Here is an 18,448-nt window from a genome sequence, read left to right on the forward strand (position 1 = left end):
CCAGCTCACCCACACCGTCTCAAACTGCCCCGAATTCATTAAGTCAATTCGATATGATAACTATCCCCCGCCGTTTATGCGCGGATTCCCACCCCCGCCAACAGCGAGTTAGCCTCAGATTGGTTTAATGGATGGACATCGTTGGTTCCCAAGCGTCGAGGAGGGGCCGTTTAGAGGTGTCTCGACCGCTGAGACGGCAGTCTCCGCGGGTTGTTGTATGGCACGAAAGGCGGTCGGATTACCGGACAGCCTATGAGTTGGCGGTGGTTATTCGGGTGCTGGATAGCTGCCACGAGGCAAGGCCAAATGTCCGACTTGTCGGCCCTCAGGAAGCTTTGCTGCGGGCAGTCGTGAGCTCATCGTACAGGATCGTGAGGGTCTCGACCGAGAGCTCCTGCAGCGCGATGGCCAGCATCGTGGCCCAGCGTGGCACAGCCGCCCGATCGCGGCACCATTTGTTGACCTGGCGGGGGCTGACACCGCTGAGGCGGGCAAAGCCGGCCTGGCTGACGTCGGCCTGCCTCAAGAGGGCGGTAAACGCTGACCCTGAAATCGCTTCCATCGCTTCGGTATAGAACCTGGTTCTATTCCGAATGCAAGCTGAAGCCTCGCGCTTTGTGAAAGGGGCGACTTACGCGCGATAAGATGGATTATCGCGCGTGGTGGAATTATTCCCGTTGCTATCGTCTCCCGGTCGGCCTATCGGTTGAGTCATGGTCGATCACCCCCCCGATCCGGGTCGGGCTCTCACCGGTGAGATCCTGACCGATCCTGCGGCAGACCAGGGCGTGACGGTCGCGCTGCCCCTGACCCCGGCGGGCCAGGCCGCCCTGGAAGTGGCGCAGGCCTTCGCCCGCCAGGCGGTCGCGCCCGCAACCCTGCGCGCCTACAAGGCGGACTGGACCCATTATGCCGCCTGGTGCGACCGCGCCGGCTTCATTCCGATTCCGGTCACCCCGGCGGTGGTCGGCGCCTATCTCGCCAGCCTCGCGGGGTCCCATGCGCCGACCACGATCCGCCGGCGCCTCGCGGCGATCGGCACGATGCACCGGTTCAATGATCTGCCGTGGAACCCGAGCCATGGCGATATCCAGCATCCGCTGCGCGGGGCGCTTCGCAACCACGGTCGCGCGGTGCAGAAGGCGGCGGCATTGACCCTGCCGATGCTGCGCCAGCTGGTCGCCACCTGCGATCGCACGGCGCGCGGCCGCCGCGATAGAGCGCTGCTGCTGATCGGCTTTGCCGCAGCACTGCGCCGCTCGGAACTGGTGGCGCTGCAGGTCGATGATATCGCCGAGGATGCGCGCGGGCTGCGGCTCCGGATTCGGCGGGGCAAGACCGATCAGGCAGGGGAGGGGGCTGAGATCGGCGTGCCGCGCGGCCGTCATGTCGAGACCTGCCCGGTCCGGGCGTTCCAGGACTGGATGGAGATCGCCACCCGCAAATCAGGACCCCTGTTCCGCCGGATCAGTACCGGCGATACCATCGGGGATGTCGGAATGCATCCGGATGCGGTGCGGCGGATCCTGGCCTATCGCGTCGAGATGGCCGGCCTGGTGATCGAGGGGTTCGATCGCCTGAGCGCCCACGCGCTGCGCGTCGGCTTCATCACCGAAGCCTATGCCAAGGGGGTGCGTGACGAGGACATCATGCGCCACACCCGTCACCGGACCCAGAGCGTGATGCGCGGCTACGTCCAGCGCGCCGGTCTGGTCAGTGACAGCCCGGCCGGCATGCTCGATCTCTGATGGCGGTCCGGTTTCCCTGGGAGACCGAGCCTGAGCCGTCCGCACCGGCGGCCCCGCCGACGCGGCAGCCTCTGCCGCCCTTGCCGAAACCCCGGGGGCGGCGACCGTCTGGCGCTGCCCGATCGGATGCGCCGTCGACCGCGACGCCCGCTTCCATCTGGCGGTATCACCACCTGACGATCAAAGGTCCGTTAACCGATCTCGAGACATTTGCCGCAGCCGCGCGGGGGCCCGGGATCATCCCATGGGAGATCAATGGCGCGGCGATCGAGGAGGATATTTTTATCCGCGCGGTGAGCCATGCTGGCGGGTCGCGGAGCCTCTCGGTCGCGGGCTGCCGTATTCTCGCCCGTCAGTTCCGCGAGCGGATCGAGGCCCGGGAGGGCAGGGCCCGAGACCGGCTCGGGGTCAGCCTTGCGTGCCCGTTCGATCTGCAGGTCCTGGTCCCGATCCCGCCGGCGATCCTGACGCTCGGGCACGATCATCCCACGGCGCTCGCCTGGTTGTCGCGGCACTGGGGGATCAGCGATCTGCCGCGGCAGGTGAGGGTGCGCCCCGACGTGGGACCGGGGCGGCGGCAGAAAACCGGTCATGGCGTTTTGGGCTATGGGTTCTTCACGGCGGAGACCTCTCCGCGACCGGCGCTCATCGCCATTGCCGCGGCCTGGCCGGGCCTCAGATTCCAGCTGCTGCCGATCTCGACGGGTTGATCGCCGCGATGGAGGGATCATCCGGCGCGGGGGACGGGGCAGGGGAGGGGGGCTCGCCGCATCTGACGCTGGAGGGGTTCGACGGATCGCTGGCCCTGCTGCTGGCCCAGGCGCGGGCGCATCAGATCGATCTGTCGACGCTGCGTTTACCTGACCTGATCGACCAATTGGCGGACCGGTTGGACCGGGCGCGGGCGACGATCCCGCTGGGCCATCAGGCGGACTGGGTGGTGATGGCATCCTGGATTCTGCTGTTGCCGCGGGATGAGCCGGCGCAACAGGCGGCCGAACGACGTGCGTCCGATCTGCGTGACCGCCTGGTCGCATTGCAGGAGATCCAGGCATTGGGCGCGTGGCTGGAGCAGCGGCCGCAGCTGGGACGTGATGTTTTTGCCCGCGGCCGATCAGAGGCGATCGGCGGCGTGATTTGCGGTTCCGTCGAGGTCGATATGATCGCCTTTCTCTGGGCGTGTCTGGAGCGGTTCGATGACCCCGCCGACGCTGTCGATACCAGGCCGATCTATCGTCTGCCGGCGCTGGACCTTTATGGGATTCCGGAAGCCCGGGACAGGATCCTGCGGCGGCTGGCCGATAGCGAAGCGGCGCTACGCCTCGATCAGCTGTTGCCGGGACCCGATCAGCAGACGGCTCAACCCAAAACGGAAACGCGGTTACGTCAGCGCTCGGCGTGGTCGAGTACGTTCGTGGCCAGCCTGGAGCTTGCCAGGCAAGGCGATGTCGCGCTCGCGCAGGCGGAAACCTTCGATCCCATCATCGTCAGCGTCAGTTCCAGCGACCAACTTCAGCCAAATATATCTTCGATACCTTCCGCCGCTCCGTAGCCCCATCCCCTCAAGAGTTGGGGCCCCCGGCAAACCCGGGGCGGTTAAGTCGGGGTCGTTTTTTGAGAACGCCCATTTCCAGATCTCTTGATGTTTCATGATATATCATGATAAAGTAGTGGCTTGAGAATGGAGGTATGCAATGGCAAGCCAAGCCCGCGAGAAATTTGCGACCCAAGTGAATTCAGAAATTCTAACCAGCATCCGTACCATCGCACGGAGCGAGGGGCGGCAGCTCCAGGCAGTTGTCGATGAGGCGCTGGCCGATTTGATCGAGAAGCGGAAGCAGAGCAAGCCGCGTGCCAATGTCATGGCCGCTTATCAGGCTAGCCACGAGAAATTCGGAACGCTTTACAAAAAGCTCGCTGAATGACGGACTACCTCACCGTTATCGAGGTGCTTGCCATTCATGACGACCAAATTGCGCGCTACGGCGGGTCGGCCGGCGTGCGCGATCGCGGCCTACTGGAAGCGGCGCTTTATCGCCCCCAGACGGGCTATTACGCGGACCTCATCGAAGAGGCGGCGGCGCTATGGGAAAGCCTCGCGCAAAATCACCCGTTCATCGACGGCAACAAGCGCGCGGCCTTCGCCGTTACCTACACCTTCCTTGCCATCAATGGGGGCCGCATCACGGCCGACGCCATGGAAACCCACGCCTTCATCATCGTCCTGCATGAGTCCGGCACGTTCAATTTCGAGCGCCTGACGGAATGGCTGCGGAACAACGTCACTCCCAAGTAGCGCCGTAGAGGTCGCCGCGCGTGCTTAACATTGACGATTGGGCTTGGACCAAGGGCCAGAACTACGGGACCATTATGGTCAGCCCTCGTGTCAGTTTAAGGAAAACTCACACTCGAGCTTGCGCATCATACCGAGTGCCGCCGCCACATGACCGTGCGGCAGTGAGCGTCGGATCTCGAGCGAATGATAGGCACCACCGACCACCGCGCCACCCGCAAGCAGGGCCCGCAGCCCATCGATCAGCGCCGGCGGCATCTGGCTCAGATTGGCGATAGTGCGTTTATGCACCTTGCGCCCCTCGCGGAAACTCTCCCGTAACAGCACGGCGGGCGCCGATCGGCCATTCGGAACCACATCAATGAACATGACGGCAGGAAATCACAGATCGAGTCCCGCCGCAAGTCCCGTCTATGAACACAATCGTCCGATAAAAAATTGACCCTAAGTTACGATTTCCAAGGCTTTCATGTCATTCTGAAGTGAAAACCTCGGCTTATGGAGGAGCGCGTCGTGAGACCAAGCTCGACGGACCTGGCGTTCCCCAAAAACGCATGCGATACTTGCCGCAGTATGAGTGGCAAGTGCTGATCGAGTTCAGATTTTGAGAACTGAAAGAATTCCCGCAACTCCGGCCAACCCCACAACTGCGGTGATAAAATTTCCAAAAGTCTCTTTCGATATATGCCGGACAGCATGAGTCCCTACAAATGTGCCAATAGCTGCAGGTGGGAACAGCCAAATACCAGAAAGCAGCCAAGGCAATTGCGCAACACCGGTGCCGAGAGCCACTGCAATCGCCAGTAGATAGCTAAGCAGATTAAATGCCACGAGGATTGATCGGCTTTCGCCAATCCCTCGGTTCTGCCATGCTACAATTAACGCTGGTATCGGTCCTCCGATGCTCGTGCATCCATTCAAAATACCACCAAGGAATGTACCGATCGCTAGCGGTTTTGCACCGGGAACAATTTTAAGTTTAAGGTTCGCTAATCGCAGCAATGTGACAACGATAGCGATACTGGCAATAATAAGTTTTAAGGCTGGGACATCGATCAAACCGAGCAACATAATCCCAATTGGTGTGCCGGCAGCCGTGCCAATGGCAACCGGTATCGCTGTTTCTTTAGTTATTTCGTGACGCACTTCAGTAATCACGCCAATACTCATTATTGCGCCAAGAACAAGAGCAACAAATACTACCTCTCGCGGTCTATCAAATACAATAGAACAGAGAGGAGTAAATACCATCGCGAAGCCGAAACCAGAAAAACCCTTTACGAAACCGGAGGCGCTCGCGATGACGCTTCCTGTGATAATCAAAAATGGCGTCGGATCAAAAAACATTAATTGACAGGCTCCGCAGTTTATTGTTTTTCTAATTTTAGAACATTAATCCAACATAGCCACGCAATCATTTCGCTACCTTCGCTGACAGTAATATATGACATCTGATATATCTGAGTGTCCATCGGAGATCAATGTAGCCATCCGGTCGGAAAGCCTGACCTAGAGTTCGGTTGACCGGCCTCGCGGTATTTGATTCCCTTGGTTTGCAACAACTTGGGGAGATTCACGGGCACTGTCAGATTCCATTTCGAATCGGTTCATCAACGGGCCAGTCTTCGTATCAGGATGACGCTGGATGCGGCGTAGAGGAAGGCTTCGACGCTCTCGATCGTGGCTTCGAAGTCTTTTGCTAGCCGCCGGTTTCGGTTGATCCAGGCGAAGAACCGCTCGACGACCCACCGCCGGGCGATGACGGCGAAGCCGATCTGGTTGTCGGCTGTCAGTTTCCCTTAAAGGGCTCTTCCTCAATTCGTGTGATCGTAGTGCTGCTTGACGGCTGGAACGGAGACTGGGCTGATGTGGCATGATCAAAAATGCAAAATGGGCGCTTGGATCTGGCCTCGAGCTCTTGGGGTCGGAGTGCCGCGACGGGCGCTGGACGGTCTCGGCCGTGGGACGGGGGAGCGCTCGTTGTCCCGGATGTGATATGCGATCTAGCCGGCGTCACGGTTGGCAGGTTCGCCTTCTGCAGGACCTGCCGGCTCAGGGGACGCCAGTCACGCTGCGCGTCTGCCTTTCACGATGCCGATGTCAGAACCAAGGGTGCGCGCGCAAGACGTTCAGCGATCGGCTTCCCAAAATCGCCCCACCGTTTGCTCGAAGGACCTGCCGGGTGGCCGATTGACCAGGCTCTTCGGCCATGCCGCCGGGTCGTCCGGCAGAGCGCCTGATGGCTAGCCTGGGGCTGCCACAGAGTGATGACACGATTTTGCGTCATCTCAAGCGCCATGCTGGCGCGCCTGCCGAGGCAGCAACGGTGCGGGTGGTTGGGGTAGATGACTGGGCTTGGCAGAGGGGGTTCCGCTACGGGACGATCATGGTCGACCTTGAACGGCGCGAGGTGGTTGACGTGCTGCCTGACCGTTTGGCCGAGGCCACCGGCCATTGGCTGGCGCAGCATCCCGGTATTGAGATCGTCAGCCGAGATCGCGCTGGTCTCTACGCGGAAGGCGCGCGCCAGGGCGCGCCGCAGGCGAAGCAGGTGGCCGATCGCTTCCACTTGCTGCAGAACTTCCAGAAGACGATCGAGCAGCAATTGAGCCGCGCGCCTCGGCCCAACAGGCAACCCTCGCCGTCGCTTACCGAGGCCGAGCCCGTGATCCGCGCTGAATGGATTGGTCACGGGCGGCAGCCAGCGTTGGTAGAACATCGGCAACTGGGTTCAATAGGCCGCAGGGCCGTCAATACGGACAAGTTCAACCAGGTCAAAGCTTTGCAACTTTCCGGTCACCGCATCACCGCGATTGTCCGCCAGACGAAGTTCAGTCGGCGCACCGTTACGAAATGGGTGCAACTCGATGCGCTGCCAGAGCGCAACGTGATGGCGCCGAAGCCGAACACACCAAGCGGTTTTCACGACCATCTTGCTCGACGTTGGGCCGAGGGTTGCTCGTCCGGGCGGGTCTTGCTGCTGGAGATCAGAGACCTTGGCTACACCGGCAGCCTATCTCATCTGGGTCGGCTTCTGGCGGGTTGGCACCGTGCCGGGCGCCCTGTCACTGTCGATGCCGCCACGGCTGCCACGCCCAATTTGATCGATCCATTGACCGGACATCTGGTCTCGCCGATCGTGGCCGCTGCATTGTGTGTCAAGCCGCGCGGCTTGCTGACGGACGCCCAGGCGGCAAAAGTGGATGCGTTCAAGACAATATCTCCCGCATTCGCCACGATGCGAGCATTGGCAATGCGCTTCCGGGGCATTCTGCGCGGCGGCGATGTCGAAAAGCTCACCGTCTGGCTGCATGACGCCGATCTCTCAACACTTTATGGTATTCGCCGCTTCGTCCATGCGCTGCGCCAAGATTTGGCGGCGGTTTGCAACGCAATAACCGAAACCTGGAGCAACGGTCAGACTGAAGGTCAAATCAACCGACTGAAGACGCTGAAACGGGCGATGTACGGCCGTGCGGGCGTCGATTTGCTCCGCGCGCGAATGATGCCCTTCAGAGTCGACCCGAATCACACGAATTGAGGCAGAGCCATTTAAGGAAAACCCACACCTGGATGTGGCGGCGCGACCGACCCTCGAGGCTATTGTAGGGCGCTTTCTGCCGCCAGATCCGCGATGCCGGAGATCAGGAATTTCTCGGATGTTTCAGCCCATGCCGCAACGAAACCAAGATCCCGAAGCCGATGGCCGCTCCGTAGCCGGACAAGTCGGCCATTGGCGATATCATCCCGAACGATGGCTGGCGGTATTGCGGCGATCCCGATCCCATCGAGCGCCATGCGAATGAGTGTCGCCATCGACGCACTCGCGAACATTCGTGGCCGACCGCCGTTCGAGCGCTCAAGCAGATCGGCTACCTCCGCATAGGGTAGCGTGCCCCGGGCAAAGGTCAGAATCGGATATCGTTTGAGCTCCTCGATCCCGACCCTGTGTCTGGGCAGGTCTAGCGTGGGGCTCGCGATGAAGCCGACCGGAAAACGGGACAGGGGGCGCTCCTGCAGGGCAGGTACGCCGACCGGACCGACCATGAAAGCAAGATCAATACGCCCTTGTAACAGGAAACTCCGCAATTCAGTCGAAATGTCGACATCCAGTTCGAGCGTAAGCCCGGGATAGGTTGCGTTGAATTTTTCCAGAAATCTCGGAAGCCAGGTGTGGACGATGGTCTCGGACACTCCGAGACGAAGGGTTCCCCTTCGCGCGGCGGGGTCTCCGATCCTGTCAACCAGTTCTCCGCGGAGCGTCAGGATCCGCTCGGCATAATCGCAGGCCAGCCGCCCTTCCGGCGTCAGGACCGCGCGCCGGCCGGAGCGATCGAAGAAGAGAACACCAAGAGCTGTCTCGGCTTCGGCGATACGCAGGGAGATCGCGGGTTGGGTCGTGTTCAGGGTTCGTGCCGCCTCGCTGAAACTGCCAAGGCGGGCAACCAGAAGAATCGTTTCCAGTGCCTTGCAGTCGATTGAACTTCGAGCGCGAGCCATAAGTTTATTTTATTTAAAATGATCAAAAATGACAATTGGAAAAAATCATTGAAGCAACGGATGCTGAGCAACCGAATGCGGAGACCGTCGATGATGCAGGAAATATCGGGCGAAGCCGTGCGTATGCGCTGCCGTCGTGGCGAATTGACCGGGCCGACCGCCGGCCTGGCACTCACTCATCCCCTCATTACGTAGCCGGCATGGAATTGCCGAATATGCCGCTGCTGCGCAGCATTTCCGTGAACCGCCGCATCAGGGGCAGTAGCCGGTGCTTCGGCATGTTCGGGATCAATTCATAGAGCATGCACCCCTGACGGAACAACGAGTGTGAGCGGGTCTTCGAAGTGTTGGACTTGAGCTGTCGATCCATTCCCAGGCTCTCGCCTGCCGTCCCGAGCATGGTCAGCAGCGCCATCGCAAACGCGCTGATGAGCAGCAGCCGATCGCGCCGCTCTGGTTCGGCGATGCGGATCTCAGCCATCCCCATCCCAAAACGCAAATCCTTGACGTCCCTGAAGCTGGGTTCGATCGTCCAGCGCCGGGAATATTGCTTGATCAATGTCCCTGCAGACGCCACGGCGTCACTGCTCGCCAGGCACCACGGCTCCTTCATGTCACGCGCATGTACGCACACCACGGCACCGACCTGATAGGCGTGCGAGGCGGTGACGCGCGCACCACGCAGTTTGCGCGCCCGGCCCGATTTGCCGACCCAGTCCGCCGCGGTTCGCGTCTCGCCTGCGGCATCGGTGACATGGATGTTGCCGCGGAAGCGAATGATATAGGCAAAGCCAAGCTCCGTAAGATACGCGAACAGCTTGTGGTCACCGAAGCCGCGGTCGGCCAGGATGGTCACGCGGCAGCCGGGCGGGACAACCTCCGACAGGCGGCGCAGGCAAGTATCCTCGATGGCGTTGCGCTGATCTTTCAATTCCTCTTTCCACATCGACAGCCACAACAGAGGCATCGCCCGGCCATGCTTGCTCACCAGGTTGAGCGCCAACGTTGCCTGATCGTCGCCGTCGAAATCCGTCCAGTCCATGGCAACGACGATGTCGGTCTGCGAACCCACCAGATGCGGTACCCAACGGGCGAAGCTTTCCCAGACGTCGATACTCTCGTTACTGAGCATGCGATCAACCTGCTTGATCGCGTGCTTGGTCACCAGCCCGCGCGCCTGTGCCAACGCCTGACCGATCATCGCGACGGCGAGCGACGCGCCGGTCATCACGCCCAGTGTCGCAGCAGACAGGGAGTCAACGCGTTTGGCGTGGAGATCGTGGGCATACAACTCGTCAATGAATGCGCGGATGTCCTTCAACCGCCCACCATCACGCTTTTTCGATGCTGCAATTCCCATGATCCACCCTCATCCATGCATTCCAACGCTTGGTAGAGAATCGCAGCGAATCGGCGCAATACCTGGACCTATGGAAAATGGGGGGATTCCTGAGGGCCTGGCACCAGGTCTGTTGCAGGCAAATCTTGTTCTGCTGCCAAAGGAGCTTGCTGGCGATTTCCACGAATTTTGCCGGCTCAATCCTCGTCCATGCCCGCTCCTTGGTGTGACGACGGCTGGAGATCCATCCCTGCCGGCACTTGGGCGTCGTATCGATCTCAGAACCGACTTGCCGCGGTATCGGGTATGGGTCCGAGGCGAGCTGACCGACGAACCCTTCGATATTAAGCGCTATTGGCGGGATGATATGGTCGGCTTTGCGCTTGGTTGCTCGTTTTCATTCGAGTCAGCACTTATCGCCGCCGGCATCCCGCTCCGCCATATTGCGGAAGGGCGCAATGTCGCGATGTATCGTACCGCCATCGCGTGCGAACCGGCTACTCCATTCGCCGGACCGATGGTGGTCTCAATGCGGCCTGTCCGCGAAAAGGATATCAGTCTTGCCATTGAGGTGACGGCCGCTATTCCCAATGCTCATGGCGCGCCCGTCCATGTCGGTGATCCAGCCGCAATCGGCATCGGCGATCTCCAAAAGCCGGATTATGGCGATCCGATCCGCCTCGATCCTGGCGAAGTCCCCGTGTTCTGGGCTTGTGGCGTGACGCCCCAGGCAGCCATCGTGGCGGCGCGACCGGAGTTCGCGATTACGCATTATCCCGGATCGATGCTGGTCACAGACCGCGCCGCAGGCGATCCGATGATGATCGGGATGCCGGAAAGCGTTCATCACCGCTCCGGGTAAACGGAGCCCGCACAGAGGAGAAAAACCATATGGCTTCGTTCAAATCGGCGGATATGCATGATTTTGCCACCGATGTCGTCCCGATGGAGCATCGGCGCTGGCACTGGCTCAGCATCGGCAATGTGCTGATCGGCGTCGCCACAGCCATGTTCTTCATGGCCTGGGGCGGTGAACTGACCCAAAAATTCGGTGGCCTGACGACAATCCTGTCCATGATCATCGGGACGATCACCATCGGCGGTGCTGGATTCCTTTTTGCCCTGCTCGGCTCGCGTTACGGCCTCAGTAGCAACCTGCTGTCACGCGAGATCTATGGCCGCTACGGCAGCGCGATCGCGACCTTCATCTATGCGTTCAATTACGTGATGTTTTATGCGTTCGAGGGTGCGATCATGATCGCTGCCATCCGTCTCTTCCTGCCCGGGACACCACCCTGGGCTATCTACGTCGCTTTTACGGTCGTCATGATCCTGCTCGCGGTCTATGGTATGAAACTGATGGCGCGTTTTATGTGGCTCACGCTGCCGATCTACATCCTCGGCGTCATCCTCCTGTTTGCATTCCACCCGAAACTCGGCACCTTGTCGTTCGCCGGTTGGGTTGGAGCCGGCCCGCACTTCGGTATGGCGGCACTCGGTGGAGCGGTCGCAACCGTCTTTGCCCTCATCACCATGTCCACCCAGGGGGCGGATTACGGTCGCATGCTGAAACCCGGCCATATCCGGATCGGGAGCCTCGCACTCGGCTTCGGCGTCATGTTCGTGACCTTCTGTCTCGTGACCCTGCTCGGATCCTATGTCGGCACATCGCTCGGCCAGACCAATCCCGGCAAATATTTTGTTACCACACTGGGCGGATTCGGCCTGTTTGTCGTGCTGATCACCCAGATCAGGATCAATATCGTCAACATGTATAGCGGATCGCTTGCATATTCCAACACGCTGGGCATGGTCGGCGTGAAGGACCGGGCGTGGATACGATCGGCGGCGGCAATGGTCGTCGCGGTCGCTGGAGTATTGCTGATCGCGCTCGGCATCTTCACCCATCTGCTTGAGGTGCTGACCATCGAAGGACTGTTCATCATGGCCTGGGGAGCCAGTGTGATTTCATATTACTGGCTGACTGGCAGGCCGGGCGCGCAAACCCCGGAAATCGATCCCGCTCGGTTACGCGGCTTCGAGCCTATTGGGATGATCACTCTGGTGATCAGTCTCGTTGTGTCGATCCCGCTCGAATTACATGTTCTTGGATCGGATCTGTCTGTGCTCGCGCCTTTCATCAACATCATGCTGGCACTCGGCCTGCCGGCGATCCTTTACCGCTGGGTACCTGCCTGCCGGATTTCAAACGTGCAAACAATCGGCGCGGCTTCGTAATCCACCGATTTTGTGACCAAATGCCCTGGAGATTGTTCAGTGACTCACATTGCTACGGACTGGCGCTTCTGGATCGATCGGGGCGGCACATTTACCGATCTGATCGGCGTGGCGTCGGATGGACGGTTCGTCACACGCAAACTGCTGAGTGAAAATCCCGAACGCTACGACGACGCGGCAATAGCCGGAATCAAGGATGTGCTCGGGGTCGCGCACGGCGACCCGGTCCCGTCCGAACGTATCCATTCGGTCCGGATGGGTACGACCGTCGCGACAAACGCGCTGCTCGAACGTAAGGGCACCCGCACAGCCTTCGTCACAAACCGTGGCCTCGGCGACGTATTGCGGATTGGTACCCAGGCGCGGCCCCGCCTGTTCGATCTCGCGATCAAACTGCCTTCGATGCTCTACGAGACGGTCATCGAAGTCGATGGCCGGATCGGTGTCGACGGCACCGAAACCACGCCTCTCGACGAAAAGGCAGCGCGGTCGGCGCTGGACGCCGCAAAAGCGGACGGCATCGAAGCTGTTGCGATCGCTTTGATGCACGGCTGGAAAAATTCAGTTCATGAAAGGCGACTTTCCGACATCGCGCGCGAAGCTGGATTTACCCAGATTTCGGCGAGCCATGACGTCAGTCCGCTGCTGCGCCTGGTGCCACGTGGCGGCACCACAGTGGTCGATGCCTATCTCTCGCCGATCCTGCGCCGCTATGTTGATAAAGTGGCGCAATCGCTCGATGGAACCAGCCTCTATTTTATGCAGTCACACGGTGGGCTTGCGGAAGCGTCGAGCTTCAAGGGCAAGGATGCGATCCTTTCCGGCCCTGCCGGCGGCATCGTCGGCGCCGTGCGTTCAGCCGAGGCCGCCGGCTTCGGCAGCATCATCGGCTTTGACATGGGCGGCACCTCCACCGATGTCGCCTTGTACAATGGCACGTTCGAACGGAGCTTCGATACCGAAATCGCCGGCATCAGGGTGCGTGTGCCGATGATGGCGATCAACACGGTCGCGGCCGGAGGCGGGTCGATCCTGCACTTCGACGGTGCGCGATTCCGGGTTGGTCCGGAATCCGCGGGCGCCAACCCGGGACCGGCGTGTTATCGGCGTGGTGGTCCTCTTACGGTTACGGATGCCAATCTCTGCCTCGGCAAAATTCAGCCCGGCCATTTCCCGGCGATATTCGGCCCGAACGGCGATCAAATGCTCGATGCCGACATCGTTCAGGAGCGGTTCGCCGCGGTTGCTCGCGAGGTTGCGCGCTCGACAGGCATTTCCCGCCTCCCCCAGGAGATCGCGGAAGGCTTTCTCGAAATCGCGATCGCAAACATGGTGAAGGCGATAAAGCAAATCTCAATCCAGAAAGGCCAGGATCCGCAGCGTTTCGTTCTCACCTGTTTTGGCGGCGCCGCCGGGCAGCACGCCTGTCTGGTTGCCGAAGCGCTTGGAATGGATACGGTCTTCATCCATAAGTTTGCAGGCGTTCTCTCCGCGTTCGGCATGGGCCTCGCCGAACTCGGCACCGTGCGCCAGTGTGCCGTCGAACGGCCACTCGCTGCTTCGGCAGCCGAAATCGACACCGCGATCGCCGCTCTCTCCGATGAAGCCTGCGCGGCGGTGGTCGCTCAGGGCGGTGATGCCGCGACAATTCGTGTTACGGCACAGCTTCACCTGCGCTACGACGCAACCGAGGCCATTCTGCTGATCCCTGCCGATGTGACCGACCGCGTGGCTGCTTTCACCGAAGCCCATGAGACCCGATTCGGTTTTGCGATTCCGGGGCGACCGGTCATCGTCGATGCCGTATCGGTTGAGGCGATCGCGCCGGGCGAGAGCGTTCATGAACAGACCCCACCGAGACGGGAAACGGCTCTGACCCCGGTCGATACAGGGTCGATCTGGAGCCGGGGCGAGGCGCGTCATGCCAGCATATTCGACCGGCTCGACCTGCGTCCCGGTGATGAAATTTCCGGTCCGGCAATCATCTGCGATGCCAATGCAACCACGATCGTCGAGCCGGGCTGGATCGCTCAGATCGCCGCGCCCGACAATCTGATCCTGCGCCGCCAGGGCGAGGCGCGCGGCAGGGTGCCGGATCCGGATGCGCCACCTGACCCGGTTCTTCTCGAACTCTTCAACAACCTGTTCATGAGTGTCGCCGAACAGGCGGGCGCGGTTTTGCAGAACACGGCACAGAGCGTGAATATTCGCGAAAGGCTCGACTTCTCCTGCGCCGTGTTTGATGCTGCAGGACGCCTGGTTGCAAATGCGCCGCACGTGCCGGTCCATCTTGGATCGATGAGCGAAAGTGTACGCCATATCATCAAGACTCGCGGGGGCACTCTCCGTCCCGGCGACGTGATCGCCCTGAACAATCCGAGCGCGGGCGGTACCCATCTGCCCGATATCACGGTCATCACCGCGGTCTTCGACCCCGAAAGTACCGAAATCCGCTTCTTTACCGGTGCGCGCGGGCATCATGCGGATATCGGCGGCATCACGCCGGGATCGACCCCGCCAAATGCGACAACCCTTGTCGAGGAAGGCGTGCTTATCGACGATTTTCTGCTCGTCGATAAGGGCAGGTTCCGCGAGGTCGAATTGCGCGATCTCCTGCTTTCCGCTCGTTTCCCGGCACGCAATCCAGAGCAGAACATTGCCGACATCAAGGCCCAGATAGCGTCCAATCACGCGGCGGCAGCGGGTTTGGATGCCATCGTCGCCCGGCACGGCTGGAAGCTGACTTCGGCTTATCTGCGCCATGTGATGGACAATGCCGCCGAGCATGTTCGCCGGGTGATCGACCGGATCGGCGAGGGGCGCTTTACCTATCGCATGGATGATACGAGCGTCATCGCGGTGCGCGTCGCTATCGATCGGGCGGCACGTCGCGCGACGGTGGACTTCACGGGCACCAGCGCACAGCACAGTGGTAATTTCAACGCCCCGCGCGCGATCACACAGGCCGCTGTGCTGTATGTCTTTCGCTGCCTGGTCGGCGAAGACATCCCGCTCAACGAAGGCTGTCTGGATCCGATCGAGCTCATCATCCCGGAAGGATCGTTCCTCGCCCCCGCCGCCGGCGCCGCCGTTGTCGCCGGGAATACCGAGGTCAGCCAAGCCGTGTGCAACGCTCTGTTCGGCGCACTCGGCGCGGTTGCGTGCAGCCAGGCGACGATGAACAATTTCCTGTTCGGAGATGCGACGCGACAATATTACGAAACCATCTGCGGAGGAGCTGGTGCGGGCCCAGGTTTCGCGGGCGCCTCTGCCGTCCAAACCCATATGACCAATACACGGATGACCGACCCTGAGGTTCTGGAACTGAATTATCCGGTCACTGTCGAGGAGTTCTCGATCCGGCGCGGCTCAGGTGGTGCGGGAGCCTGGAGCGGCGGCGACGGCGCAATCCGCCGTCTGCGCTTTCATGCCCCGATGACGGCGATGATCGTTGCCTCCCGCCGCGAGGTGGCCCCGTTCGGTCTCGATGGCGGAGATGACGGTGCGGTCGGCCGGCAATGGATCGAACGTGCCGATGGAACCCGTGAAATCCTCCCCGGCAGAGCGGAGACTTCCATCGCTCCGGGGGACATATTCGGCATCGCAACTCCGGGCGGCGGAGGCTACGGCCGTCGCAGCTGAACAACAAAATCCGGCATCGACGCATTGCAAGGTTTTGCGAAACGCCCAGGCGCGACAGGGACGCGGAACTCGATCGCGCCCTGAAGGGCCGATTTGATCAGTTTCATGGGATTTTCCTTTCATCTTCTCTCCGAAGATGTCCGGTCAGCGGCCGCGGCGGTTCCGGCCGGTGAAAGGCCGCGCGGGGCGCCTGCGCCCCTCGCGCGGGACCGGAGCCACGCGCCGCCTGCCGCTGGGCAGGCAAGCATGGCGAGGACCCACGACTTGCAGCGGACGAACCGACCGTGGCAGCACGGTGCTACCGCGGGTGTGAGTTTTCCTTATAGACCGAACAGAGAGCCGTTGATTTTCCTTAGTTTTTTCACCATCATTTTCTTTGAATACCGGAATTTGTTCCGATAAGGCTGGATTCATTCCGGTATCGTTGTGTTCATGCCCAATGCTCGAGAGCTTCCTGAGCATGACGAGGACGAAGGGTGGTAGGGGTAAAGCATTTGCGAACTGTGAAGAATGCGCTGAGTGAAAGGCGGGGGTCGTACATTAAAAACAGATGGACCTGGGTTCGGAAACCGCCTCTTAGTTATCTGACAAGTGGCCAATAGACGACAATTTTCCGGAATTTAACCCATCTTTAGCACTAAAACGATCATAATTTGCAACCAAAGCGCATAACATATTGATATTGTATACTTTATGTTTTGCTTTTATTTGTAGTGCCATAATATTATTGATGATCCCTTGACCCCCCACGGCACCAGCCTCATGTCTCGGCAATGTTTATCCGCAAAACAAAAACCCGGAATAAGTCCGATAACGAAACATACTTCACCTATCGCCTCGTCGCCTCCGAGCGCATCGGTAAGCAGGTCCGCCAGATCACCCTGCTCAACCTTGGCCGCCAGTTCGACCTGCCACAGAGCGACTGGCAGGCCCTGTGCGCCAGGATAGACGCCTTGCTTGCCGGACAGGTCGGTATGCTCGCAGAACCCGAGATCATCGAGACCTTGGCTCAACGATATGCCGCCCGTCTTATTGCGGCCCAGCCAGGGGCAGCCCGATCGGATGCTGGACACCAAGCTCCACCGACCCCGTCGACCGCCGTTCAGGCATCCTTATTCCCATCACCTGCCGCGCCATCTGCAGTTTACGCCGAGGTCGACATCGCCTCGCTGCAACTCATCCGGCCCCGGTCGGTCGGGGTCGAAGCGGTCGGCCTTGCAGCGATGAACTGGTTGGGAATCGATCAGATTCTCCGCGATCTCGATTTCAATGGTGTCCAGCGAGCCGCGGTGGTCGGCAGCCTCATAGGTCGCATGGCAGCGCCGGGCAGCGAACTCGCAACCTGGCGCTGGCTGCGCGAGCGCAGTGCCCTCGGCGAACTGCTGGACGTGGACTTCGAAGCCATGCCGTTGATCCGTCTGTATCGGACCTCCGACCTTCTTGTGCGACACCGTGACAAGATCGAGACCGCACTGTTCAGCCGGATCCAGGATTTGTTTGGACTGCCGGTTACCGTCACCCTCTACGATCTGACCAACACGTATTTCGAAGGTACCGCCAGCGGTAACGCCAAGGCTGCTCGCGGTCGATCAAAGGAGAAGCGAACCGACTGCCCTCTGGTTACCCTCGGCCTGGTCCTCGATGGCAGCGGCTTCGTGCGCCGCTCAAAGATGTTCGCCGGCAATGTCGGTGAAGCCACGACCCTTGAGGAGATGCTCGACGGCCTCACCGCTCCCAAGGGGGCGCTGGTCATCATGGATGCCGGCATCGCGACCGCAGCCAACGTCGCTTGGCTCATAAAACACGGATACCGTTACCTGGTGGTCAGCCGCGAACGCACCCGCCAGTTCGATCCGGATCAGGCGATCAGCACGCTGACCGCGTCGAACGAGACGGTCCAATTGCAACGTGTGCTGAGCGAGGATGGCACGGAGGTTCGGCTCTATTGCCATTCCGAGGGGCGCAAGACCAAGGAGACCGCAATCACTGATCGGTTCATCACCCGGTTCGAGGCCGGTCTCACCACGCTCGTCGACGGACTGGCAAAACCCCACGGACAGAAAAACCTGGCTGATATCCAGCGACGCATCGGCCGATTGATAGAGAAGAGCAGCGGCATCGGGCAACACTACGAGATCATCGTGACTCCCGATGAGACCGGAACCAAGGCCGCGTCGATCACCTGGGTCAAGGTTCCACTCGAGGGTTCAATGCTGACACATCCCGGGGTCTATTGTCTGCGCAGCAATGAAACCACCTGGGACGCCGCCACCTTGTGGCACACCTACACCATGTTGACCGATCTGGAGGCGGTGTTCCGCGGTCTCAAATCGGAACTCGGCCTCCGACCGGTGTTCCATCACAAAGCGGACCGCACCGAAGGGCATCTGTTCATCACCGTGCTGGCCTATCAACTGGTCCAGGCAATCCGGCATAAACTGAAAGCGGCAGGGGAGCCCCTGTCATGGACCCGATTGCGCGAAATCATCTCGGTGCAGCAACGGATCACCGCAACCTTCCAGCAGCGCGACGGTCGCACCCTGCATGTCCGCAAGGCCACAGTCGCCGAACCAGCCTTGCGCCGGATTTATGATGCGTTGGCACTCAATGCCTCGCCAAGAGGGATCCAGAAACTCACCGTCTGATCCCCTTTGGATATGTTTGTAGTGCCACTCGGATTGATTGAGC

Annotated in this window: 15 protein-coding genes and 2 pseudogenes; 11 read left to right on the forward strand and 6 right to left on the reverse strand. The window is 60.4% G+C overall.

Annotated features, from left to right (window positions below):
- Positions 1-325: 325 nt before the first annotated feature.
- Positions 326-562, reverse strand: coding sequence for a helix-turn-helix domain-containing protein (locus tag SIL87_RS03180; protein WP_319612773.1), 237 nt, complete (start codon positions 560-562; stop codon positions 326-328).
- A gap of 151 nt (positions 563-713) precedes the next feature.
- On the opposite strand from SIL87_RS03180, the gene SIL87_RS03185 reads away from it, so the two are divergent.
- The 5 genes from SIL87_RS03185 (at position 714) to SIL87_RS03205 (ending at position 4,044) form a co-directional block, all read left to right on the forward strand.
- The gene (locus tag SIL87_RS03185) at positions 714-1,748 is read left to right on the forward strand and encodes a tyrosine-type recombinase/integrase (RefSeq protein ID WP_319612774.1); all 1,035 of its coding nucleotides are present in this window, start codon (positions 714-716) and stop codon (positions 1,746-1,748) included.
- Positions 1,748-2,458, forward strand: a complete 711-nt coding sequence (locus SIL87_RS03190) for a hypothetical protein (RefSeq protein ID WP_319612775.1) — start codon at positions 1,748-1,750, stop codon at positions 2,456-2,458. The genes SIL87_RS03185 and SIL87_RS03190 overlap by 1 nt, the downstream gene beginning before the upstream one ends.
- Positions 2,455-3,300, forward strand: a complete 846-nt coding sequence (locus SIL87_RS03195; protein WP_319612776.1) for a segregation and condensation protein A — start codon at positions 2,455-2,457, stop codon at positions 3,298-3,300. The genes SIL87_RS03190 and SIL87_RS03195 overlap by 4 nt, the downstream gene beginning before the upstream one ends.
- A gap of 142 nt (positions 3,301-3,442) precedes the next feature.
- Entirely contained in the window at positions 3,443-3,673 is a 231-nt protein-coding gene (locus tag SIL87_RS03200) for a hypothetical protein (RefSeq protein ID WP_319612777.1), read from the forward strand.
- On the forward strand, positions 3,670-4,044 hold the full coding sequence (locus SIL87_RS03205) for a type II toxin-antitoxin system death-on-curing family toxin (RefSeq protein WP_211477340.1): 375 nt from the start codon (positions 3,670-3,672) through the stop codon (positions 4,042-4,044). Before SIL87_RS03200 ends, SIL87_RS03205 begins: the two co-directional genes overlap by 4 nt.
- 114 nt (positions 4,045-4,158) lie before the next feature.
- Here SIL87_RS03205 and SIL87_RS03210 read toward each other — a convergent pair.
- The 3 genes and pseudogenes from SIL87_RS03210 to SIL87_RS03220 all read right to left on the reverse strand — a co-directional run.
- Positions 4,159-4,410: pseudogene (locus SIL87_RS03210) on the reverse strand (IS1634 family transposase); the annotation flags it as partial.
- Positions 4,411-4,638: 228 nt separating this feature from the next.
- Complete coding sequence (locus SIL87_RS03215; RefSeq protein WP_319612779.1) at positions 4,639-5,388, reverse strand: sulfite exporter TauE/SafE family protein; 750 nt, start codon at positions 5,386-5,388, stop codon at positions 4,639-4,641.
- Positions 5,389-5,651: 263 nt separating this feature from the next.
- A pseudogene (locus tag SIL87_RS03220) lies at positions 5,652-5,819 on the reverse strand (transposase); the annotation flags it as partial.
- 95 nt (positions 5,820-5,914) lie between these two features.
- Between SIL87_RS03220 and SIL87_RS20235 the strand changes: the two are divergent.
- A complete protein-coding gene (locus tag SIL87_RS20235) occupies positions 5,915-6,235 on the forward strand; it encodes a transposase family protein (protein ID WP_456304822.1) in 321 nt (106 codons plus the stop codon).
- Between the two features lie 15 nt (positions 6,236-6,250).
- The gene (locus SIL87_RS03225; protein ID WP_456304823.1) at positions 6,251-7,582 is read left to right on the forward strand and encodes an ISL3 family transposase; all 1,332 of its coding nucleotides are present in this window, start codon (positions 6,251-6,253) and stop codon (positions 7,580-7,582) included.
- A 59-nt stretch (positions 7,583-7,641) separates the two neighbouring features.
- Here SIL87_RS03225 and SIL87_RS03230 read toward each other — a convergent pair whose 3' ends face one another.
- On the reverse strand, positions 7,642-8,541 hold the full coding sequence (locus SIL87_RS03230; RefSeq protein WP_319612780.1) for a LysR family transcriptional regulator: 900 nt from the start codon (positions 8,539-8,541) through the stop codon (positions 7,642-7,644).
- A 187-nt stretch (positions 8,542-8,728) separates the two neighbouring features.
- Entirely contained in the window at positions 8,729-9,901 is a 1,173-nt protein-coding gene (locus tag SIL87_RS03235) for an IS4 family transposase (protein ID WP_319612376.1), read from the reverse strand.
- On the opposite strand from SIL87_RS03235, the gene SIL87_RS03240 reads away from it, so the two are divergent.
- From SIL87_RS03240 to SIL87_RS03255, 4 genes are all read left to right on the forward strand, one after another.
- Positions 9,900-10,742 (forward strand): putative hydro-lyase, encoded by an 843-nt coding sequence (locus SIL87_RS03240; protein ID WP_319612781.1) that lies wholly within the window; start codon positions 9,900-9,902, stop codon positions 10,740-10,742. The genes SIL87_RS03235 and SIL87_RS03240 overlap by 2 nt on opposite strands.
- Before the next feature lie 29 nt (positions 10,743-10,771).
- Positions 10,772-12,118 carry a purine-cytosine permease family protein gene (locus SIL87_RS03245; protein ID WP_319612782.1) on the forward strand — a complete coding sequence of 449 codons (1,347 nt, stop codon included), beginning with the start codon at positions 10,772-10,774 and terminating at the stop codon, positions 12,116-12,118.
- Positions 12,119-12,157: 39 nt separating this feature from the next.
- Complete coding sequence (locus SIL87_RS03250) at positions 12,158-15,760, forward strand: hydantoinase B/oxoprolinase family protein (protein WP_319612783.1); 3,603 nt, start codon at positions 12,158-12,160, stop codon at positions 15,758-15,760.
- Between the two features lie 773 nt (positions 15,761-16,533).
- Positions 16,534-18,405: an IS1634 family transposase gene (locus tag SIL87_RS03255; RefSeq protein WP_319612784.1), complete on the forward strand. Its 1,872-nt coding sequence runs from the start codon at positions 16,534-16,536 to the stop codon at positions 18,403-18,405.
- Positions 18,406-18,448: the final 43 nt, after the last annotated feature.

Origin of the sequence: Acidiphilium acidophilum (assembly GCF_033842475.1) — a bacterium.
GTDB lineage: Bacteria > Pseudomonadota > Alphaproteobacteria > Acetobacterales > Acetobacteraceae > Acidiphilium > Acidiphilium acidophilum.